This is a genomic window from Moraxella lacunata (genome assembly GCF_900453205.1).
Classification (GTDB): Bacteria; Pseudomonadota; Gammaproteobacteria; order Pseudomonadales; family Moraxellaceae; genus Moraxella; species Moraxella lacunata_B.
The window spans coordinates 213,834-235,255 of sequence record NZ_UGQU01000004.1; the positions used below are offsets into that span (position 1 = coordinate 213,834).

Here is a 21,422-nt window from a genome sequence, read left to right on the forward strand (position 1 = left end):
CTGACTTTGATACAAGTCGGGTCTGATGGTGCCAATGAGACGCTTACCAACAAATATTGCTGTACTATATCAAAATTTACAAGAATTTTCAGCTTTTTACAACAAAATTAAGACAAAAAGCACAAATTTTGACTCAAATTCATGGTAGGGCGACATCTGATGGCTATTTTATAAAACGCACCACGCCCACGCTCTCTGTCATCGCCCCTTCGGTGGTGGCTTGGATTTGGGGTAGGTCGTCTGCGGTGGGTCGGCGTGCTGTATGCCCACATGCCACGCACTCAATGTACTCATCAGGCTCTGGCGTGAAAATCTGCACCTGCACGGTGGTATCGGTCGCTTTGCATTGGGTGCATTTGACCCCTGCAAGAAATTGGCGTTTTGGGCGGGTGGATTGGTATCTCATGGTGTTTTTCAATAAAAATAGGGGTAGATTTTACCCCCATTTGTGCATTTGTGCAATGGTTGGTTGTTTTTCTAACATCTCGTCTATCATCAAAAACATAGCGAATGGCACTTAAATGACTGCCTGTATAAGCAGGGTATTTTTGTATTTTGATATAAGGGGGTAGGCTTCGTTTTGGCTTTGTATCCCAGTTGTTGTCATGGGCATAAATGTATTCTAAAAAATACTCTTTGCTGTCGTATTTTTGGATACGAGCATATAGGTCTTTTTTATCTACCAGTTTTTTATAGCTCCAATCCCGAAAGGGCAGTCTACAAAGCGACTCTTGGGTTAGGGCATAAGCGTTTTGTATTGACAATAGTAGGACTAAGAAAAAGATAAGTGATTTAAACATGTTATTAACCTCTTTGGATGATGTCCCACTGCCATTTAGATAATGATAACATGGTATCCATTCTTGGGCTGTCATTTTCTGGCTTTTTGGTTGTTGGATTTGCACGCCATTTATCAATGATGTCTTGGGGTAATTGAAAAGACTGATAATCCATGATGTTATCGGTATACCCTCGAAAAAAGGTATGGGGGACTGTTGATGGATAATTCGCTTTGTATAAAAGTATGATATAGATCATAACTGTGCCCCAGCTCATGTAAAATCGTCCGAGTTTCATTGTTAAAACTCATTGCTATTCATCAATATTTATAATTACCAATAAAAAAAATGTCAATACTATGCCGATTTTTTGGGTAGTTTTGTAAAATATTTCTTTCATCAATTTTGCCATGCAAATCAATGTCTTTATTTTCGTATTGTATCGTTACGGATATGGGGCAATATTGTTTGCATTCAGGCAAATCTTTTAGTTTCTCATATCTTTCTAGATAAGCCAAGTGCAACTCTTCAAATAATTGTTCAGCTTTTTGTCTATCATCTGTGATGGTACTGATAAGAATGATCATCTTTTCTTTATCTGAGTTGGTCATAATATTGACTTTATCTGGATCGTGTCTGTCCATCCATAATCGCCAATCTACTTCGTCTGTATAACGCAGTCCCAACTCTAATCTAAGAAGCTCTACCTTGTTGTTAAATAAAATAAATTCATCAGGAAAGTTATAATGAAATTGACCAGTTGTTTTATCATAAGTCTTAGAATATTTTACAAATTTTAGCGTATCATATTTATCAAGACGCTTTGCCATTTGTTCATTGGTTAGCATGACCTGATAATAACCGCCACTGGCAAAACAAATGGTTGTATTAAAAACTAATAAAATGCCAATAAAGAATTTTAATAAGTTCATTTATTTTTCTCCTGTAAAGTAATGATATTTTTATCATTATAGATAATATCCCATTGGTATTTATTAAGTGTAATGCCTGAGTTATAATCCATAAGATTGTCTGTGTGGGATTCTTGGAATACAAAATGATTTGGTTCCTTATGGTTAAAACTATGTTCTAACCCCAAACTATGTCCCAGCTCATGTAAAATCGTCCGAGTTTCATCATTAGCATTATAAATATTTCTGTAGATAATGACATGATTACCCCAATAATTGCAGTTTCTTGTGATTTTACATTGATGTTTTTCATCTTCATCAGGCTCTTTTCTATGAGCTATACCCAATGTGAATTTATCATTCTCCTCTACAACATAGTCGGTTAAAATAAGATAAGTAACATTTGTGCTATTGTTGGTTTCATACTGAGTGATATTTAAAACTTTGGTATTGTTAATTGAGTATACTTTTCTAGAAAGCCGTTCGTGGTGAGCTTGTCGAACCATAACGGTTTTCCTAGACTTCGACAAGCTCAGTCCGAACGGAAAACCTTAAAATCTATCTTTATTTAACAATACCAAAACTTTTAATAGATTGATGGCATCATTAAAGGCTTCTCTGCTACTCTCTCCATTCAAAGGAGTCAAATTGACATTTTTCACATTATTCACTGCATGTTGATATTTTTTAGAAAAATTATCAATCGCCTGTTGTTGCTGTAACTGGTGGCTACTGATGGTGGTGATTGTGTCTTTACCGTCTTTATTTTTGTGAAAAATTTGCTTATTTATTAAATTAATACCAATGCTTTCTTTGACTTCTGCTATCACGCCTACTTGGCTAAAAAGTTTGCTTTGGATGGCATTTGGGTAATCTTGTGGATAAGCATTTGTAGCAGAAAATGGATGAGCCACCAATTCAATGGGTTGTATCATAGCTTTTCTTCTTTTTGCATTTGGGTAAACACACAGCAGTCCGACTCGTTTTTCTGTGCCATTCTTTTTGACAAACACTTCTATGGTGCCAAGTTGGCTTAAAGCACTATTACAAGTGACAGTAATTATGGGATGATTGCTCTTGTAATAAATAATGGTTTTGGTTACAGATGTCGGCACATCCTTTGATGTATACACGGTTTTTCCTTGTTGATAAGCTGACTGCTCCATAATAAGATTGATGCTTTCTTTGGTCATGTTGGACAATGCGTCGCCTATTGCTAAAGTGGGCTTATCCACCGTTAATCCATCACTACATTTAAATAACAGTAACGTCTCATCATCTGTCAAGGGCGTATCTTGGTCTGACTGCTCAAAATGCAGATGTAGCTCCACACTACTAAGTCTCATGTCTGATTGATTGGTTGGTGAAAATAAATTTAACCAAGCAGGTGTATATTCATTGGGTCTGCCATATTGGATAATCTCTGATAGATTGACTAACTCTTTTCTTTGGTAGCTACGGTATTCTTCCATCAAATTTTCTATTGTACCGAAATATATCTTTTTGCTTTTATCGGTACCATAAAGATACTCATCTCTTAACCAATCAAACCCATATCCTCCTTGATAATCATCAGGACGTCTAAAATGCACGGTAAAGTTTGGCAATTCATCGTTAGTCTTGGTGCTGGTTAGATTGTTTTGTAACTTTGCTTGATGATACTGTGCTTGTGCTTGGCGATATTGGGCAAGTCTATTATCATCAATAATCTCTTTAAAACTGGTTTGAGAATTGATAAGTTTGGGTGGTGGATTGCATTTGCACAGACACAAATCATCATTTAAGGCAGGCATTGCCCCACCCAAAGAAAAGGACAGTCTTGGACCACTAGGAACGATTTGCCCCATAGACTGACAAGCAGGACACCAGACATCATCGCCGATACAGCTTTGGATATTGTTAATTGAGTATACTTTTCTAGAAAGCCGTTCGTGGTGAGCTTGTCGAACCATAACGGTTTTCCTAGACTTCGACAAGCTCAGTCCGAACGGAAAACCTTAAAATCTATCTTTATTTAACAATACCCAGCTTTGTTTTTTGCCATCTACATCAAAAACAATGGGATTGGTGGTTGTCTGGACGATACCGCCTGCTGTGGTGGTGTCGTTTTCTAGGATGTAGTAACGGGTTAGGGGCATTTTTATTTCCTTGAGGTGAGGTTAAATGTGATTATAGATGATTGGAGCAAGCGAATCAATCAGATATGCTTTGTGTATCATCACTTACTGTTACCGACACAAATCATTAATGAGTTATCAAGGAATCATAAAATAACCACATCCATACTGGCGGATGTGGCTATTTTATGGTTATCGTATGGTCTGATACACTACTTGGTTGTCATGATTTGGCTATTTGACAAACCCACTATGACGCAGTAACGCTCCCATGTCAGCGTCTCGCCCCATAAAGGCGACAAAGCTGTCTTTGGCAGGGCGAGAACCGCCCATTTGTAGGATTTCGCTTTTAAAGGCATTACCAATGGCAGGGTCAAATACGCCATGCGTGGCGGTGTTTTGATCGCTTTCAAATTTGCCAAAAGCGTCCGCCGACAACAGCTCCGCCCATTTATAAGAATAATACCCTGACGCATAGCCCCCTGCAAAAATATGGCTAAACGTGTTGGCAAATCGGTTATTGGCAGGGGGTTTGATGACGGCTATTTCATCACGCACGCCGTCCAGCACCGCCAAAATCTCATCATAATCCGCCAAATCTTTGCCATGAATGCGTAAATCAAACAGCCCAAACTCTATCTGGCGTAAGGTTTGTAGTCCGCTTTGGAAGTTTTTGGCGTTGAGTAGTGCAGTTAGCTTGTCTTGGGGTAGTGGCTCGCCTGTCTCTACATGGCGACTGATAAGAGCAATGCCGTCTTTGTCAATGGCAAAATTTTCCATAAACTGACTGGGCAATTCCACCGCGTCCCACTCCACGCCACTGATACCTGCCACGTCCGAGAGCGTGATTTTGGTCAATAAATGGTGCAAGCCATGCCCGAACTCATGAAACAGCGTGGTAACTTCATCAAAGGTCAAAAGGCTTGGCAAATCGCCCACCGCAGGCGAGAAGTTACCCACGATAAAGCCGACAGGGAGCTGTTCAATCTGGCTATCTTTATGCTTTTCTTGAAAGCCAGACAGCCACGCCCCGCCACGCTTGCCTGTACGAGCAAATAGGTCAAGATACAGCCCGCCTATCAAGCCGTTTTTGTCATGTAGCTCAAAAAACTGCACGTCCGTATGCCAGCGTGGTATGTCTGCCGTCCGCTCATTAAAGGACACGCCAAAGAGTTTGCCGATGATGTCAAACAGACCACTAAGCACCACAGGGAGCGGAAAATAAGGGCGAATCTCATCGCTGTTTAGGTTGTATTTTTCAAGGCGGATTTTTTCGGCTAGATAAGGCGTATCCCACGGCTCAACCTTGTCAAGCCCAAGCGTTTTGCCCAAAATCTCCATGTCCGCCAAATCCGCCTTAGCAAAGGGTGTGGCGTGATGAGCGAGCATTTTTAAAAAGGTTTCAATCTCATCTTTATCATTTGCCATTTTGCTTGCCAAGGATACTTGGGTGTAGTCATCAAAGCCGAGTAGTTTGGCTTTTTCTTGGCGTAGGGCGAGTATTTCGCTCATGATGTCGCCATTGTCAAATTCGGTGTGTCCATAGCTAGACACGGCACTGGCACGGGTGTTGTAGGCGTGATAAAGCGTCTCACGCAGGGTGCGGTCATCGGCGTACTGCATGACCGCCAGATACATGGGGATATCAAGCGTGGCGACATAGTCGGTGGCAAGTACGGTGTTTGGGTGCTTGGCTTTATAGGTGTCGCCTGCTGATTTTAGTAGGGCAAGACCGCTTGGGGTAATGCCTGACAGTTGGGCTTGGGTTAAGGGCAGGGCGAAGGCTTGGGTTGCGTCTAGGGCGTTGTCTGAGAATTTGGCGGACAGTACCGACAAGCGAGCCGAAATCTCGGCAAAGCGTGCTTTTTTGTCATCATCTAAGGCAACCCCAGACAGCGTAAAGCCTTGCAAGGCAAGCTCTACCGCTCGTCTTAGGGCGTTGTCTGCTCCTAGCTTTTCTAAATTATCATTGACAAGTTTATAAAGCTGATACAACCCCACTGATTGCCCTGTTTTGGTAGAAAAGGCGGACAAAGCAGGCAATACGTCATGATGAGCGGTGCGAATCTTTTGGCTAGATACCACGCTGTTTAGGTGCGAGAGTATCCCAAAACTGCGGTTTAGGTTAAGATTTAGGCGGTTAAACCGACCGATGATGTCAAGGGCTGTCGTTGGCTCATCGGTGCTTGGCAAATTATCCAAAAACTCATCGGCAACTTTTAAGTCTTGCTCCACTAAGGCTTTTAGTGTGCTTGCGTCTGTTTTGTCAAAATCCACAAGGCGTAAACGCTCATCTAGGGCTTGTGTGTGAAAATCAATCATGGGTGTGTTCCTAAAAATTTTGGGCTTAGAATTTGGGTTTATAATAAGGATAGCAACGCACTTTTGCAAGGAGTAGCATGGGCGTGGGGTAGGTTGCTTTTGTCATAAAAGCGTGGTATGTTTGTCTTTTATTGTTTGAATTTTTGAAAGCAAAAACATGACTCCCATTCACGTTGTTTCTTATAATATCCATAAAGGCATGTCGCCCTTAAACCGCCTTGTCAAGCTCCAACGCATGGGGCAAGCGTTGGCGGATTTGCCCATTGATGTGTTGTGCTTACAAGAAGTGCAAGGGCAAAACCTAAAACGAGCCGTCTCTTTTAATGAATACCCCGACCAGTCGCACCATGAGTGGTTTGGCGAATATCTGTCGCTGTCGCACAGCTATGGCGAAAACGTCCGCTATCCGCACGGCAATCACGGCAACGCCACGCTCTCACGCCACCGACTAGACCCCAAGCATAACGTCAATATTACCGTCTCTCGCCTAGAAAAACGGGGCGTTCTGCACAGCGAGATAACCCCTGACGGCTGGGGCGTGCCTGTGGTTGTGCTAAATGCTCATCTTAACCTGCTAGAAGCCGACCGCACCAAGCAATACAAGGCAATCAGCGACTATATCAACAGTGAGATTGATAAGGACAAACCACTCATTTTGGCGGGGGATTTTAATGATTGGGCGAAAAAATCGGGGCGGTTTATGGCGGATTTGGGACTGTCTGAAGTCTTTTATACCAAGCACGGCAAGCACCCTGCGACTTTTCCTGCCAAGTTTCCCATGATAAGCCTTGACCGCATTTATGTACGGCATTTGACCGTACTGTCCGCCCAAGTGTATGGCGGTGTGCCGTGGTCTGATTTGTCCGACCATTTGCCGATAGGGGCGAGGGTGGTTTTGGATAATTAGATGAGCAAACACCATGAATGATATGATTGTTTTAACTCGTGATAATTTTGACGAAGTTTTAACCCAAATCAAACATTGTGATAATCCAGAAAATTTACCGATTATCCAAATTAACCTAATTCGCCCAAAAATGACTTTTCGGCTATTTTGGTCTTTAATGATTTGTTTAGGTGGTTTATTTGTTTTATCAGCCAATATGGTAAAAGGAAATTTTGATATTTCTCTGATTGTATTTTTTATAACATGGATTTCCATGTGGGGTTTAGGTTTAACTTATGAAGTTAAATCCTATAAAATAAAATTATTTTTTAATAATTCTGACGATATTTTTTATTGCCGATTAACACCCACGCATTTTATTTATCATTTAAATGGTGATGAATTAAAGTTGGATTGGGAAAAGGTGGCGGACATTTCTTATGTTTGGGGTGGGCAAATGAACCAAAATCATATTATGATAACTCAAAGAAATGACGATTTACTGCGTATTTTTAAAAGCCAAACCACTTTAAATATTAAAGAATTGGAAAAACCATTAACCGCCTATTTTCACAAATGTCGCACCTTTAATTCTGACAACAAGTCCGTTTCCCTGTTTGCCATTAAACTTTAAATTATAAAAAATTTAAGCTATAATACCCCCAATTTCCCCTTTAAAAAGAGAATTTTATGGCATTTTCAAAAGTCCGCACCCGCATTGCCCCAAGCCCCACAGGCTTTCCCCACGTTGGCACGGCTTATATTGCCTTGTTTAATATGGTTTTTGCCAAATCGCAAGGGGGCGAGTTTATCCTACGCATTGAAGACACCGACCAAGTCCGCTCTACTGCCCAATCCGAACAGATGATTTTAAACGCCCTAAAATGGGCAGGTCTGACATGGAGCGAAGGCCCTGATGTGGGCGGACAATTCGCCCCCTATCGCCAGTCGGAGCGTTCCGAGATTTACAAAAAATACGCCAATGAGCTACTAGATAAAGGTCACGCCTTTCGCTGTTTTTGCACGACAGACGAGCTAGACCAAATGCGTAAAGAGCAAGAAGCCCAAGGCTTGCCCGTGCGTTATGACGGGCGTTATGCCAATCTAAGCCGTGAAGAGAGCGACAAACTTGCCGAGAGTGGCAAGCCCTTTGTCATTCGTATGCGTGTGCCGACAGACGGCGAATGCGTGATTCATGATATGCTTCGTGGCGAGATTAGCATTCCTTGGGAAACGGTAGATATGCAGGTGCTTTTAAAAACTGACGGCTTGCCGACTTATCATCTTGCCAATGTCGTGGACGACCATTTAATGCAAATCAGCCACGTCATTCGTGGCGAAGAGTGGATTAACTCCGCCCCCAAGCACAAACTTTTGTATGAGTATTTTGGTTGGGAAATGCCTGTATTGTGCCACATGCCCCTACTGCGTAACCCCGACAAATCCAAACTCTCAAAACGCAAAAACCCCACATCAATCACCTATTATAAGGACGCAGGCGTACTGCCTGAGGCCTTGATTAACTACTTGGGGCGTATGGGGTATAGCTTGCCAAATGAAGCCGAGAAATTTAGCCTAGATGAGATGATTGAGAGTTTTGATATTAAGCGTGTGTCGCTTGGCGGCCCTGTGTTTGATATTGAAAAACTCTACTGGCTCAATGGCGAATACCTGCGTGCGATGAGTGCGGACGAGTTAAAGGCGAAGATTTTGGCGTGGGCAAGCGATGATGATAAGCTGACCGCCATAGCCAAAGCCATTCAGCCACGCATTAACGTGTTGTCCGATGCAGTGAACTGGGCGGGCTTTTATTTTCAAAACTTGCCAAATGTTACCCCAGACGATTTTGCTCATAAAACGCTGGATAATGATAAATTACTTGAAATTCTCTATCTTGCCACATGGCAACTAGAAGCCTTGCCCGAGTGGAGCGAGAATAACATTTATCAGACCCTAAAAGGCTTGGCAGGGCATTTTGAGATTAAATTAAAAGACTTTATGCAACCGTTTTTTGTGGCGATTGCAGGCTCAACGTCTAGCACGCCTGTCATGAACTCCATGTATGTCATCGGTGCGGACATGACCTTATCACGCCTACGCCATGCCTGTGAAGTTTTGGGCGGACTTGGCAAAAAGAAACTCAAAAAATTGGAAGAGACAAATAAGGCTTTGCCGAATTTTTTAAATCAAGAATAATATAGGGCGTGCCTGCCCTTTATAGCACAATTTAAATTTTAAAAATTTGTGAAAATAAAAGAATGTTTTTGTATGAAAAATGGCTAAATCTTGTGGCTCGAAGGCAACAACTTGCTTGATAGGATAACTATCAAACTATGTGTTTTCCTTGAAAAACGTGCGATTCCCCTGATTTTTTAAACAGGTATTTTTCATTGCAAATACAAAAGGCAGGCACACCCTAAATAAAAACCGATAATTTTCAATAGGTTATCGGTTTTTTTAAAATTTTTTAAAAAAATTATTTGACAAAGCACAGGCTCTTTTATATAATACGCCCACCTTAACAAAGGGGCTATAGCTCAGTTGGTAGAGCACTTGCATGGCATGCAAGGGGTCAGCGGTTCGACTCCGCTTAGCTCCACCACTTCTTTTTAGAAGTAGAAAACACAAGCACCTAGGCATGCTCTTTGAGCAATCTTGTGTTGGTTCGTTAGGTTTTACGCTCCATTCGTCTAGAGGCCTAGGACACCGCCCTTTCACGGCGGTAACAGGGGTTCGAATCCCCTATGGAGTGCCAAATTCTAAATCCCCAAGTTACGGCTTGGGGATTTGTTGTTATGTCGGTAGGTTTTTCGCTTTATGGCAAATTTCACCACGCATTTGACCGTTGCTGCCATTGCCAGTACTGCCCTTGCCACGTTTGGCTTTGTGGGTGGGTTATTTGGCTTTGGCACGGCGGTTTTTTGTTTGGCGATAGGGGTTATTGGTGGGCTGTTGCCTGATATTGACCTTGAAACATCCATTCCTGCCAAGCGGTTCTTTACGCTCATGTCGTTATTTGTCGCCACGCTCACCGCCATTTTGTACACCGCCTATCAGACCACAGGCACACAGCTGGTGGAGCAGGCACTCATGGTGTGGGGTGGGGCGTTCGTGGTTGTGCGTTATGGCGTGATAGGGCTGTTTAGTCATCTCACCGTTCATCGGGGCATGGTGCATTCGGTGCCATACATGGCGATGTGTGGACTGTTTGCCATCTATGGGGCGTTTTATGGCTTTGGCATGACCGCCAAAGTCAGCTGGCTGTTCGGGGGATTTTTGTTCATCGGGTCGTTGGTGCATTTGGTGCTAGATGAGATATACAGCGTCAATGTACTGGGACTTAAACTCAAAAAATCATCAGGCACGGCATTAAAGTTTTTTGAACGCAAAAAATCCCTGCGATATGTCATGCTCTACATCATCGTGCTCGCTTTGTTTTTATATGCCCCTGATTATCAGCCTGCCCTAAATGGCATTCATGCATTGGTACAAAAATTTGCCACTGGCACCATTTAGCACGCTTTTATTAATTTTACCAATCATTGTCATTACATCCCACTCATGTCCGCCATGATGACAAACCTGTCATCAGATGATAAAATGCATGATATCCAGACAGATGAGTTTATCATGAATAATAATACCGACATTAACTATTATCCTGCACGCACCCTAGCCGCACCCATCACTGCCACTGGCATAGGGCTACACAGTGGCAAGGAAGTCACGCTCACCTTGCGAGACGCTCCCATCGGCACGGGTATTGTGTTCGTACGCACTGACCTTGAGAACGCCCACATTCCCATGAATGCTACGCTTATCCAAGATACAATGATGTCGTCTAACTTAGTGGCGGGCGATGCACGAGTTGGTACGGTAGAGCATTTGCTCTCAGCGGTGTCAGCGTGCGGTTTGGATAACCTATATATAGAAGTCAATGCCCCTGAGATTCCGATTATGGACGGTTCGGCAGCACCGTTTTTGTTTTTGATTGATGAAGCAGGCGTGGCAGAACAGCCCGCTCCCAAAGCCTTTTTAAAAATCAAAAAAACCGTGCGTGTGACTGATGAAGACAAATGGGCGGAGCTTGCCCCTTATGATGATGGTTTTTTGATGCATTTTGAGATTGATTTTAATCATGCTGCCATCAAAGCGACCGAGCAGACCACGTCGCTTGATTTTAGTACCGCCAATTTCGCCCGTGAAGTGGGGCAGGCTCGCACGTTCGGCTTTTTAAAAGACTTAGAGATGCTCAAAAAGCACAACCTTGCCTTAGGTGGTAGTATGAATAATGCCGTAGTGCTGGATGAGACATCGGTGGTCAATGGCGAGTTACGTTATCCTAACGAATTTGTCCGCCATAAAATGCTAGATGCGGTGGGCGATTTGTTCGTCATTGGGCATAATATCATCGGTAAATTTAACGCCTATAAATCAGGTCATGCCCTAAATAACGCACTCATTCGAGCGGTATTGGCAGATGACAGTGCCTATGAAATTGTAACAAATTATGACAAAAACAGCTGTCCGATAGCCTTCATTCCGCCCAAAAATCCCCTAAAAAATGAAGGATTTTAAGTCAAAAAATTTGGGCGATTTAAATTTCGGCAAACTGACTGAAAAATTAGTGTAATAAAGCTAAAAATTAATCAAAATGGCGTGTAACAAAGTAAAAGCGAGCTGACAGTAGCTCGCTTTTGTGTTTATGGGGGTTTTGGGGGATTTGTGCAGGGCTTTTATGAGAGTTTTATGGAAATTTTGTGAAAATGGGCGGATTTCTTTACATAAGATTACAAAAAGACCGTAAAAGTCCCAAATTTAAGAATAATTATCATTCTTTGGTGGTGGCGGTCTGAATAAGCTTGATAAGGGACGCCTGTAAACTTGGATTTTTGATGACAAGTTTGGCAGTCTGTGTTATAGTTCGCACCGTGTTTTCGCTTAATGGTTTTTCTAAGGTGGTTTGGGCGGTAATTTGACCGCTACCACGCTGATGAATTTTGTGATTGACAATGACCCCCATTTTTGAAAACTGCCCAAATGCTGGATGTTCATGCAGTGCCGACAGACATTCTTGATGTAGATAACGTACATGATTGGCGGATGTGATGGTCGGTAGTGCTAAGGTGATTTTATCATCATGAGCATACGCCACTTGTACCTGACTACTAAGCTCGCCCAACACACCTGACAGCAGGGGGATGGACAGATGGGTCAAGTGAGTAAAGTAGGCAAGTCGTCTGCTTAGGTCTTTGGGAAGTTTCGCCCCTGCCGCCGCCTGTTTTTCGGTGCGATTGGCAAGGTGGTTTGGAAAATGGGTTTTTAGATATAAGTCATCACTCATCATAATACCTTTTAAAAACTGACGGACATGGTGTCCAAGAGCTAAGTTTATCACGCCACTTGCTCAATGCCAATGCCTTATTGAGCCAAAAAGTACGTTCGGATGCGTATGGCATAAACCCAAGCTTTAACAAAACTAACCCATCTGACATCACTCATGTAAACAGGGGGCGACCAACCCACAGACAAACGCTGTGTCGTCGTGCATGATGGATGCGAGGCAATCTTATGAAAAAACTCTTTTGGTTAATGTCGGCAATTACCTTGACGACAGTCAGTGCAAATGCAGAAAGTGGCAGAATCACCATCTCATCTGCCAATGGCGAGCGTCAAGTAAACATCATCGCACCACCCATGCCTACCCAAACGCTAAGCAATGCTGAGCTTGACAGTGCCATCAATGAGCTGATGGGAGCGTCACAAGGTAATTCTCGTCTGACCCAAGGGTTTAGTACCAACACCCAAACACTCACTAACTTTTCAGCAAGCAATAATACAGGCAGTACAGTCGCCGCTCTAAATGGCTCTGCCCCTGCCACGGCTGCCCGTTTGGCTGCCCGTGCCGCTCACGGCAAGAGCGTGGGTCGCTGTGCCATGTATGTGCGTAAGGCACTACAATCCGCTGGTTATAGCTTCACACCACAAGCTTCTGCTTATATGTATGCCAACGGCACGCTTGCCAGTGCAGGTTTTACCCGTATTAGTAATGATAACTACGTACCACAGATTGGTGATGTGGCGGTCTTTAATCGTACCAGTAAAAATCCACACGGTCATATCCAAATCTATGATGGCAGTCAGTGGGTATCAGATTTTCGTCAGCCTAATTTTAGCCCGTATCGTAACCACAACGGATACAGCGTATGGCGTGACACTCGTTACCTAGATGCCACGGCAAATACAGGTACGATGCTTGCGATGAACGAGCAATAATTTGATAAAGACAGATAAAGACAAAAGAGCGATGGATTCGCTCTTTTTTGCTGAGTGTTTGTTTTAAAAGCAGGCGTGCCACGCACAAAAAAGGGCGTATTTGGTACGCCCTAGATATCATGGTTATAAAGCATTGTGCCACGCCACAAGCTCGTCCACGTCCCTTTTTATGCCGTCTTTTAACTGTGCCAAACTCTCATAATGACGCTCGCCATGTAGGTATTTTTTAAAAATCACACTCAACGTCATGCCGTACAAATCGCCTGTAAACTTCGGCAAATGCACTTCTAGGCGATAATCCGTACCGTTTACGCTTGGGCGTTTGCCGACATTGACCGCCCCAAATAGACTGCTTGCGGTTTGCCCTTTGATACCGCCCCCTAAGGCATATAAATCAACCGCCACACCGTCCCTAACTGCTAAAATATCCGCCCCAAAAATCCCCTGTATGGCAGGTTTTAGCCTATCTAAGGCAACGTTGGCAGTGGGAAAATCAAGCGTTCGTCCGATTTTGTCGCCATGTACCACTTGCCCTGTCATGGTATAGTCTCGCCCAAGCATGATTTTAGCGGTGTCCAAATCGCCCTGTGCCAACGCACCACGCACCGCCGTGGAGCTAACTCGCACCTTGTCATGGGCGATAGTGGCAAGGCTATCCACGCTAAACCCTAGCCCCTGCAAAAACGCCTTATCGCCTGTGCGGTCATGTCCAAAACGAAAATCATCGCCCAGCACCAGATGCTCTGCCCCCAAAGTGGTCAAAAGCGTGGCAAAGGCATGAGCAGATAGGTGGCGAAAATCGTCATTGAAATTTGCCTTGATGACAAAATCCACGCCATGACCGTCTAACAAGGCGACTTTTTCGGCAAAGTTTGTCAAGCGGGCAGGGGGGCTTTGTGGGCTAAAAAATTCCCTAGGCTGTGGCTCAAACACCATGACGGCAGTGGCAAGTGATTGCTTGGTGGCGTCTTTGATTAGGGCGTTAAGCATTGCCTGATGTCCCAAATGCACCCCATCAAAGTTGCCAATGGTCAAGGCGTGTGGGGGCAGGGCGGTGGGGGCATGTGGGTCTAAGTTGATGATTTGCATGAAAATGAACAATGGACGGACAAAGGGCATATTATAGGCGAAATTCATCATTTTTTCATAAAAAATTACCATAAAATTTGTTATGATGACCGCTTTGTGTGGTGATGATTGATGATGATAAAATTTTCTGTCAAATGGCTGTGGTTTGCCATATTGGTGTGGTTTGGGCTGTCCTGCTATGGACTTTTTTTGCGTGTGCCAAGCGGTCAAGTGCCAAGCGTGAGCCATTTGGATAAAGTGGCTCATTTTGTGATGTTTTTTGGGCAGTTTTATCTGCTATCGCTGTTATTTAACATCAATACCAAAACCAAAGCGCTCTACCTGTGGGCGGCGGCTTTGGGCTGGGCGGTGGCAAGCGAGCTGATACAAGGCTATTTTACCACACGCACCATGGATGTATGGGACGGCGTGGCGGATATGGTAGGGGCGAGTTTGGCGGTGGGGTGGGGGTATTTATGGCAAAGGGGGTGTTTTAAAGGTATTGTTAATTGACCGTGCTTTTAGATGCATTTGCCCTATAAACGCATTGATTTTTGGATGAATAAATTACCCTGCACGTCTAAATTTTAAAAACATCTCTTTATTGAACAGTACCTATTTCAAATGTGTGTACCCTGTCCACTCACGCCCGATGATAAGGGTGATTATTAATGATACTCATCGCCCGATAGAGTTGTTCTATCAGCACCACTCGCACCAAAGGGTGGGGCAGGGTCAAATCCGACAGCGACCATTTAAAATCCGCCTGCGTTAGTACGTCCGCCGACACCCCGTCCGCCCCGCCAATGACCAAAGCGATGTCGGTGCCGTCCGTCATGGCAGTCTGCAAGCGGTCGGCAAGGCGTTCGGTAGAGAGCATTTTGCCTTTGACTTCTAGCACCCAGAGCTTTTCTTTGGGTAGGCGAGCGGACAAAATGGCTTGTCCCTCTTGGGTTTTGTATTTTTCTATTTCGGCAAATGATGGATTTTTGGCACGTTTGGCAGGGGGTATCTCCACAATCTCGGTACTCATCATTGGCTGTATGCGTTTGGCGTATTCGTCCACGCCTGTCTGTACCCATGCAGGCATTTTGTGTCCGACACTTAGGATTCTTAATTTCATGGCGATTTATCAAAAGCAAAAAGCGTATTATAAATAAAAACCACAAATATTGGTAAAGTTTTATAAAATTTGTTATGCTAGCCCATTTGAGTGAGTACGCCATGAGAACTCTTGGAGATCATTATGAACAGCTCGCCCAAGCGTTTTTGAGACAGCAGGGGCTGACCATCATCACGATCAACTACACCGCACATCGCACAGGCGAGATTGACATCATCGCTTATCATGACGAGCCACAGAAGGCAGGCGGGGTGTGTCCGACGCTTGTGTTTGTGGAAGTCAAAATGCGTAAGATAAGCCCCAATGCTTACTATGGGCAGGCGGTGGAGACGGTAACACGTGCCAAACAAAACAAAATCATCAAGACGGCTGAGCATTTTTTGGCGTATGGCGATGAGTTTTTGCAAAATCTTGGACTCACTACCAGCCAAAAGCAAGCCTTGGCATACCGATTTGATGTGATTGCCTTTGATGTGCCACCAATAGGGCAGGCAGGACAAAAAAGTAATGAAAGTCAGACAAAAACCCATTGGCTAAGAAACGCCTTTTTGGTAGAATGAGAGCCAAACCGATTATTAGGAAGCATCCATGTCGTCTTTACCATCCATTAAAGTGCTTGTGGGCGTGATTGCCACCGCCATGCTCATGACTGCCTGTGCCACCCAAAACGCCAATACCAGCACCAACGCCAGCACAGGCTATTATGGCGTGCCTGCCATGTACCGCACCATCCCCGAGCGTATCAGCGATGAAGCCATCGAACGCACCAGTTATAAGAATCTGACCAACATTAGGGATGTGAGTGAGAACAATGTACGCATTGCCATTGACAGTTTTCGCCGTGAAGTACTGCTGACAGGCGAAGTGCCAAGCCAGCAGGTCAAGGCAGATGTGGCGAATATGGTGGCGTCGATTAATGATGTCAAGCAAGTGTATGACAATCTGACCGTAACCAATACGCCCAAGGCTCAAAGCCACACCCTGCACGAAAACTACCTAAAATCAAAAATCATCGCCAAAATCGTGAGTGCAGGCGGTATCAGGTCGTCGCAGTACAAACTGGTGGTGCGAGACAACATGGCGTATGTGGTCGGGTTTTTGACCGCTCAGCAAGAGCAGACGATTGTTAATATTATCTCATCGGTGCAGGGCATAGAAGGGGTGCGAATGCTCGGCACACGCATAGATGGCGATACATCAGCTCTGCTTGCTTTGACAGGCGAGAATGTCGCCATTGATGATAATCCCAACGCGGGGGGCATGGTCTATGGCGGTAATGCAGTCGTCAATACACCTGCCAGCCCTGTTTATCCGAACGTGCCTACTAACTCTGTACCAACCACGAGCTATCCGCAGAGCATGTACCCTAACACGCAAATTGCATCGACTGTGCCAACTCAGCCAAATACGGGTTATGCACCTGTCAATAATTATCCCATTAATGCCCCTGCAAATAACTATCCTACAAATAATTACCCTGTGAACAATCATGGCACACAAAATCGTGATGTTCCTGTGATCAGAATGGAAGGTAACCCAACATCAAGCTATGTGAATTTGTACAATAATACCAGCAAGCCCTAACCAACAAATTTTAACAATGGGGTGTGCTGCCTTTTGCATTTGTAATAAAAAATGCCTGTTTAAAAAAGCAGGTAATTGCTCATTTTTCATGCAAAAACATCATTTTATTTTTATAATATTTCTAAATTTTAAATTGTGTTATAAAGGTTCGCACGCCCTACTGTAAAAGCGGGAAATTTGATATAATGACCCGTTTTTACTTTTTTATCAGTAACATGATTTGACGGTGATAATACCGCCCAAAATATAGAGATTTTTTATGAATGCAGATGACCTAATCGCCTTATTACGCCCCCATTTTCCAAGTGCTGAGATTCAAGCGGTCAATCAAGGCAATAAATTTGAAGTGCTTATCGTGGATGACAGCTTTGACGGTAAACGTCTGGTGCAACGCCAACAGGCGGTATATGCCATTGCCAATCCACACATCCAAAGCGGAGCGATGCACGCCTTGACCATTCATGCCTTGACACCTGCCGAATACGAAGCCAAAAAGGGATAATCATGGATAAGTTTAAAATCATCGGCAAAACCCGTATCGCAGGCGAAGTTGCCATTTCTGGCTCAAAAAACGCTGCCCTGCCCCTATTGGCAGGTATGCTACTGCCCAATGATGAGACGGTGCTACACAACGTCCCTACCCTAAAAGACACCGACACACTCATCAAGCTTATCGCTGGCATGGGCGTTGCCATCAAAAAAGAAGGCAACACCGTCATCGCAGACGCTCGCCACGTTGCCAACTATTATGCTCCGTATGAGCTGGTGCGTACCATGCGTGCGTCTATCTTGGTGCTTGGGGCGTTGCTTGGGCGGTTTGGTGAAGCCGAAGTCTCCTTACCAGGGGGCTGTTCTATCGGTTCACGCCCTGTTGATCAGCACCTAAAAGCCTTTGAAGCCATGGGAGCAAGCATTAGTGTAGAAAATGGCTATGTCAAAGCCAAAGCCCCTGCTGGCGGACGTCTGATAGGTTGTGATTTTACCTTTGACATGGTAACCGTTGGCGGTACAGAGAATGTCATCATGGCAGCGTCTCTGGCTCGTGGTACAACTCGCCTTGAAAACTGTGCCTGTGAGCCAGAAGTGGTGGATTTGGCAAATATGCTTGTCGCCATGGGAGCAAAGATTGACGGCATTGGTACGCCGACCATGATTATTGAAGGTGTGGAGAGCTTGCACGGTTGTGAATACAGCGTGATTGCTGACCGCATTGAGACAGGTTCATATCTGGCTGGGGCTTTGATGAGTGAAGGCGATGTCTTGACCACCAACACATCGGCTGAGCTGTTGCACCCTGTCTTAAAGAAATTTGAAGCCATGGGGGCAACCATTACCACAGGCGATGACTGGATAAGAGCAGTAATGAAGGGCAGACCCAAAGCGGTGGACATTCGCACCCAAGTCCATCCCGGTTTTCCCACCGATATGCAAGCCCAGCTCATGGCGGTGTGCTGTTTGGCGGACGGCACCAGCACCATCATTGAAAACATCTTTGAAAACCGCTTTATGCACGTCCCTGAGCTAAACCGCATGGGGGCAAATATCCGCATTGACGGACATACCGCCATTGTAACGGGCGTGGATAGCTTTATGCCTGCTCCTGTCATGGCAACCGATTTGCGTGCGTCCATGTCGCTTGTCATGGCGGCGACGTGTGCCGATGGCGAGAGTATTATTGACCGCATTTATCACATTGATAGAGGTTATGATAATGTGGAGAGCAAACTTAAATCGCTTGGGGTGAATATTGAGCGGATTAAGGGTTAAAAACTGTAATTGCTAACAACTTTATTCTCAACTTAAAATAGTAACTTTTTGATTTTTCGGTAATTATTTTTTTGGTTGTAGGGGTGAATTATATTCGCCCTTGATAAATCAATCACTTATACAAAGTTGAGAATGGCGTAATAATAAAATAAAAGGGCGGTCTTGATGATTGCCCTTTTATTTTGGGTTTGTCAGCTAAGCAGGCACCGACTGGGATAAGTGCGAGATAATCTGTGCCTTGCCCTTTTCTTTTTTGACAACATCCCACAGTTTATCTGCTTCATCATAGCCTTTGGTGAGCATACCGAGCCATTGTTTATAGCGACCGATGAGTCCGCTTTGGTTGTCGGTGGTGTCATTCAAAAAAGCGATTTGGTGGGGGATTAGCTCCACCCATGTCAAGGTTTTGTCGGTGTTTTCAATATTTGCCACAAGGTCAGGGCGAGTGACCGCCCCACGCCCAAGCATGAGATGGGGCGTGTTTGCTTGACTGATACAGTCGTGGGCGTGAGCAGCGTTCCAAATCTCGCCATTGGCAATAATGGGCAAACCAAGCTCGGTAAAGGGGGCGATTTTATCCCAATAGGCAGGTGGCTTGTAGCCTTGCACTTTGGTTCGGGCATGGATAGTAAGCCAGCTTGCGTTTGCCTGTTTGACCGCTTGCCCGATGTCGCTCATTTTGCCCATGTCAGTATAGCCCAAACGGATTTTTGCCGATACAGGAATATGAGCGGGGACAGCCCCACGCACGGCAGAGATGATGTCGTACAGCGTATCAGGTTCATCAAGCAGTACCGAACCACCTTTGTGGTTATTGACCGTTTTGGCAGGACAACCAAAATTTGGTATTGTTAATTGAGTATACTTTTCTAGAAAGCCGTTCGTGGTGAGCTTGTCGAACCATAACGGTTTTCCTAGACTTCGACAAGCTCAGTCCGAACGGAAAACCTTAAAATCTATCTTTATTTAACAATACCCAAAATTTAAATCTATCGCACACGCCCCAAGCGATACCGCTGTAACGGCACTTTGGCTCATGGTGTCAGGGTTGTTGCCCAGTAGCTGAACATGAATGGGCGTGCCACTTGCTGTCTTACCGTCCGTGAGTAGCTCTGGCACATATTTATAGAACACATGGGCAGGCAAGGGATAATGCGTGACACGAATAAACTCACTCACTGACCAATCATAAGGGTGACCCAAATCATGAGCAATCTGTGTCAAAATCTGTCTCATGAGTGGGTCGGTTAAGCCTTCCATCGGGGCGAGCAGGCGAACAGGATGGGCGAACAAATGGGCAAAAGCACTCATGTTGGCAGTTTAAACCCATTGGCAAGACTGATGGCTTTTTGTTTATCGCCTTTGATGAGTAGCTCTAAGGCATCCATGCCACACTCTATCGCACTGTCTATATTGGTGCGGTCATCGGACGTGGGTTTTGACAGCACCCAACCGCTGACCTGTGATGAGTGAGCAGGTCTGCCAATGCCAACACGCAGTCGCCAAAAGTCCGCTCCGATATGGGGGACGATGTCCTTTAAGCCGTTGTGTCCGCCATGCCCACCGCCTTTTTTTAGGCGTAGGCTACCTGCCGAGATGTCAAGCTCATCATGAACGATGAGTATCTCGTGGGGGGCGATGTTATAGAATTTGGCAAGGGGAGCGACCGCCATTCCTGAGCGGTTCATGAATGTATCAGGGGTCAGTAGGCGGACATCTTGCCCGTATATCGTGCCACGCCCGACACTGCCATGGAATTTTTTGTCATGGGTGAGCGTGATACCAAATTTGTCGCACAAAGCGTCCACAAACCAAAAGCCTGCGTTATGGCGAGTGTCTTTGTATTCTGCACCGACATTACCCAGACCGACGATGAGTTTTATCATGATTGTCCCATAGATGATGAAATAAACAAAAAGCCAATAGATGACCCATTGGCTTTTGTTAAGAGTGATGGTTTATTCAGCGTCTGTGCTCTCTTCGCTTGCACTTTCTTCACTGTCAGCAGAAACAGTTGGTGCTTGTACGCTAACCACAACACGGTCGGTGGCGTTGCTGTCAAGCTCAACGATGGTAATGCCATCGGCAAGTTTGATGTCAGAGAAGCGTAGTAGGTCGCCGATTTCTAGGTCGGTCACGTCCACTTCGATGGCTTCTGGCAGTTGGCGTGGCAAGCAGTTGATGTGTAGCTCAGTTACGTTGGTTTGTAGGATACCGCCTGCTTTAACACCTTCGGCAGTGCCAGTGAAATGTACAGGCACGGTAAAGTGCATGGTTTGACCACGAACAACACGTTGGAAGTCTACGTGCAGTGGCGTGCCTTTTGAAGGGTGGCGTTGTAGAGCCTTAATGATGACTTCTTGGTCGTTACCATCGATGGCAAGTGTGGTCACGCTTGAAAAGAAGCTCTCGTCTTGTAGGGCTTTGACCAGTTCGTTTAGCTTAACGCTCACAGATAGTGGCTCAGCATCACCGCCATAAACGATGGCAGGGATAAGATTGGCTTTACGCAGGCGGCGGCTCGAACCTTTGCCCTGCTCGTCGGCAGCACGTGCTACCGTAGTTAGAGTATAGCTCATAAGGATTTCC

At 44.8% G+C, this 21,422-nt stretch carries 24 protein-coding genes, 2 tRNA genes and 1 pseudogene; 13 read left to right on the top strand and 14 right to left on the bottom strand.

Annotation, left to right across the window (positions count from 1 at the left end; translation table 11 throughout):
* Window positions 1–163 precede the first annotated feature (163 nt).
* The 8 genes from DX073_RS13430 to DX073_RS13455 all read right to left on the bottom strand — a co-directional run bounded on the left by DX073_RS13430 (window position 164) and on the right by DX073_RS13455 (window position 6,129).
* Window positions 164–406: a YheV family putative metal-binding protein gene (locus DX073_RS13430; protein WP_115008499.1), complete on the bottom strand. Its 243-nt coding sequence runs from the start codon at window positions 404–406 to the stop codon at window positions 164–166.
* Window positions 294–800, bottom strand: a complete 507-nt coding sequence (locus tag DX073_RS14145; RefSeq protein ID WP_147279737.1) for a hypothetical protein — start codon at window positions 798–800, stop codon at window positions 294–296. Before DX073_RS14145 ends, DX073_RS13430 begins: the two co-directional genes overlap by 113 nt.
* A gap of 4 nt (window positions 801–804) precedes the next feature.
* Window positions 805–954: a hypothetical protein gene (locus tag DX073_RS14415; protein WP_181814462.1), complete on the bottom strand. Its 150-nt coding sequence runs from the start codon at window positions 952–954 to the stop codon at window positions 805–807.
* A gap of 145 nt (window positions 955–1,099) precedes the next feature.
* Window positions 1,100–1,711, bottom strand: coding sequence for a hypothetical protein (locus DX073_RS13440; RefSeq protein WP_115008501.1), 612 nt, complete (start codon window positions 1,709–1,711; stop codon window positions 1,100–1,102).
* The gene (locus DX073_RS14570; protein ID WP_220186766.1) at window positions 1,708–2,196 is read right to left on the bottom strand and encodes a zinc metalloprotease; all 489 of its coding nucleotides are present in this window, start codon (window positions 2,194–2,196) and stop codon (window positions 1,708–1,710) included. Before DX073_RS14570 ends, DX073_RS13440 begins: the two co-directional genes overlap by 4 nt.
* Before the next feature lie 45 nt (window positions 2,197–2,241).
* A complete protein-coding gene (locus DX073_RS13450; RefSeq protein ID WP_147279738.1) occupies window positions 2,242–3,642 on the bottom strand; it encodes a PAAR domain-containing protein in 1,401 nt (466 codons plus the stop codon).
* A gap of 45 nt (window positions 3,643–3,687) precedes the next feature.
* The gene (locus DX073_RS14420) at window positions 3,688–3,828 is read right to left on the bottom strand and encodes a PAAR domain-containing protein (RefSeq protein WP_181814463.1); all 141 of its coding nucleotides are present in this window, start codon (window positions 3,826–3,828) and stop codon (window positions 3,688–3,690) included.
* 213 nt (window positions 3,829–4,041) lie between these two features.
* Window positions 4,042–6,129, bottom strand: a complete 2,088-nt coding sequence (locus DX073_RS13455) for a M3 family metallopeptidase (protein WP_115008503.1) — start codon at window positions 6,127–6,129, stop codon at window positions 4,042–4,044.
* 157 nt (window positions 6,130–6,286) lie between these two features.
* Here DX073_RS13455 and DX073_RS13460 point away from each other — a divergent pair, with 157 nt between their 5' ends.
* The 7 genes from DX073_RS13460 (at window position 6,287) to lpxC (ending at window position 11,593) form a co-directional block, all read left to right on the top strand.
* Entirely contained in the window at window positions 6,287–7,036 is a 750-nt protein-coding gene (locus tag DX073_RS13460) for an endonuclease/exonuclease/phosphatase family protein (RefSeq protein WP_115008504.1), read from the top strand.
* A gap of 13 nt (window positions 7,037–7,049) precedes the next feature.
* Window positions 7,050–7,649 (top strand): hypothetical protein, encoded by a 600-nt coding sequence (locus tag DX073_RS13465; RefSeq protein ID WP_115008505.1) that lies wholly within the window; start codon window positions 7,050–7,052, stop codon window positions 7,647–7,649.
* 56 nt (window positions 7,650–7,705) lie between these two features.
* Window positions 7,706–9,211, top strand: coding sequence for a glutamate--tRNA ligase (gene gltX / locus DX073_RS13470; RefSeq protein WP_115008506.1), 1,506 nt, complete (start codon window positions 7,706–7,708; stop codon window positions 9,209–9,211).
* A gap of 330 nt (window positions 9,212–9,541) precedes the next feature.
* Window positions 9,542–9,617 (top strand) — tRNA-Ala (locus DX073_RS13475).
* 77 nt (window positions 9,618–9,694) lie between these two features.
* Window positions 9,695–9,770 (top strand) — tRNA-Glu (locus DX073_RS13480).
* 62 nt (window positions 9,771–9,832) lie between these two features.
* Window positions 9,833–10,531, top strand: coding sequence for a metal-dependent hydrolase (locus tag DX073_RS13485; protein WP_079325037.1), 699 nt, complete (start codon window positions 9,833–9,835; stop codon window positions 10,529–10,531).
* Window positions 10,532–10,645: 114 nt separating this feature from the next.
* Complete coding sequence (gene lpxC, locus DX073_RS13490; protein WP_115008587.1) at window positions 10,646–11,593, top strand: UDP-3-O-acyl-N-acetylglucosamine deacetylase; 948 nt, start codon at window positions 10,646–10,648, stop codon at window positions 11,591–11,593.
* 253 nt (window positions 11,594–11,846) lie between these two features.
* Here the strand turns inward: lpxC and DX073_RS13495 are convergent, their stop codons facing one another.
* Window positions 11,847–12,413, bottom strand: a complete 567-nt coding sequence (locus DX073_RS13495) for a hypothetical protein (RefSeq protein ID WP_147279739.1) — start codon at window positions 12,411–12,413, stop codon at window positions 11,847–11,849.
* A gap of 173 nt (window positions 12,414–12,586) precedes the next feature.
* On the opposite strand from DX073_RS13495, the gene DX073_RS13500 reads away from it, so the two are divergent.
* The gene (locus tag DX073_RS13500; RefSeq protein ID WP_115008508.1) at window positions 12,587–13,291 is read left to right on the top strand and encodes a CHAP domain-containing protein; all 705 of its coding nucleotides are present in this window, start codon (window positions 12,587–12,589) and stop codon (window positions 13,289–13,291) included.
* A 123-nt stretch (window positions 13,292–13,414) separates the two neighbouring features.
* On the opposite strand, the gene ribF is transcribed toward DX073_RS13500, so the two are convergent.
* On the bottom strand, window positions 13,415–14,380 hold the full coding sequence (gene ribF, locus DX073_RS13505; RefSeq protein ID WP_115008588.1) for a riboflavin biosynthesis protein RibF: 966 nt from the start codon (window positions 14,378–14,380) through the stop codon (window positions 13,415–13,417).
* 111 nt (window positions 14,381–14,491) lie between these two features.
* On the opposite strand from ribF, the gene DX073_RS13510 reads away from it, so the two are divergent.
* Entirely contained in the window at window positions 14,492–14,872 is a 381-nt protein-coding gene (locus DX073_RS13510; RefSeq protein WP_115008509.1) for a VanZ family protein, read from the top strand.
* A gap of 130 nt (window positions 14,873–15,002) precedes the next feature.
* On the opposite strand, the gene rlmH is transcribed toward DX073_RS13510, so the two are convergent.
* Window positions 15,003–15,482, bottom strand: coding sequence for a 23S rRNA (pseudouridine(1915)-N(3))-methyltransferase RlmH (rlmH, locus tag DX073_RS13515; RefSeq protein ID WP_029103865.1), 480 nt, complete (start codon window positions 15,480–15,482; stop codon window positions 15,003–15,005).
* 74 nt (window positions 15,483–15,556) lie between these two features.
* On the opposite strand from rlmH, the gene DX073_RS13520 reads away from it, so the two are divergent.
* The 4 genes from DX073_RS13520 (at window position 15,557) to murA (ending at window position 18,833) form a co-directional block, all read left to right on the top strand.
* Window positions 15,557–16,042 (top strand): YraN family protein, encoded by a 486-nt coding sequence (locus DX073_RS13520; protein ID WP_115008510.1) that lies wholly within the window; start codon window positions 15,557–15,559, stop codon window positions 16,040–16,042.
* 28 nt (window positions 16,043–16,070) lie between these two features.
* Window positions 16,071–17,066 (top strand): BON domain-containing protein, encoded by a 996-nt coding sequence (locus tag DX073_RS13525; protein ID WP_115008511.1) that lies wholly within the window; start codon window positions 16,071–16,073, stop codon window positions 17,064–17,066.
* Window positions 17,067–17,325: 259 nt separating this feature from the next.
* Complete coding sequence (locus DX073_RS13530; RefSeq protein ID WP_029103864.1) at window positions 17,326–17,568, top strand: BolA family protein; 243 nt, start codon at window positions 17,326–17,328, stop codon at window positions 17,566–17,568.
* A 2-nt stretch (window positions 17,569–17,570) separates the two neighbouring features.
* Window positions 17,571–18,833 (top strand): UDP-N-acetylglucosamine 1-carboxyvinyltransferase, encoded by a 1,263-nt coding sequence (gene murA, locus DX073_RS13535; RefSeq protein ID WP_115008512.1) that lies wholly within the window; start codon window positions 17,571–17,573, stop codon window positions 18,831–18,833.
* 195 nt (window positions 18,834–19,028) lie between these two features.
* Here murA and DX073_RS15100 read toward each other — a convergent pair.
* The 3 genes and pseudogenes from DX073_RS15100 to DX073_RS13555 all read right to left on the bottom strand — a co-directional run.
* A pseudogene (locus DX073_RS15100) lies at window positions 19,029–20,123 on the bottom strand (tRNA dihydrouridine synthase); the annotation flags it as partial.
* A gap of 17 nt (window positions 20,124–20,140) precedes the next feature.
* Complete coding sequence (gene pth, locus DX073_RS13550; protein WP_258556979.1) at window positions 20,141–20,722, bottom strand: aminoacyl-tRNA hydrolase; 582 nt, start codon at window positions 20,720–20,722, stop codon at window positions 20,141–20,143.
* A gap of 69 nt (window positions 20,723–20,791) precedes the next feature.
* Entirely contained in the window at window positions 20,792–21,412 is a 621-nt protein-coding gene (locus tag DX073_RS13555) for a 50S ribosomal protein L25/general stress protein Ctc (RefSeq protein ID WP_115008515.1), read from the bottom strand.
* Window positions 21,413–21,422 lie beyond the last annotated feature (10 nt).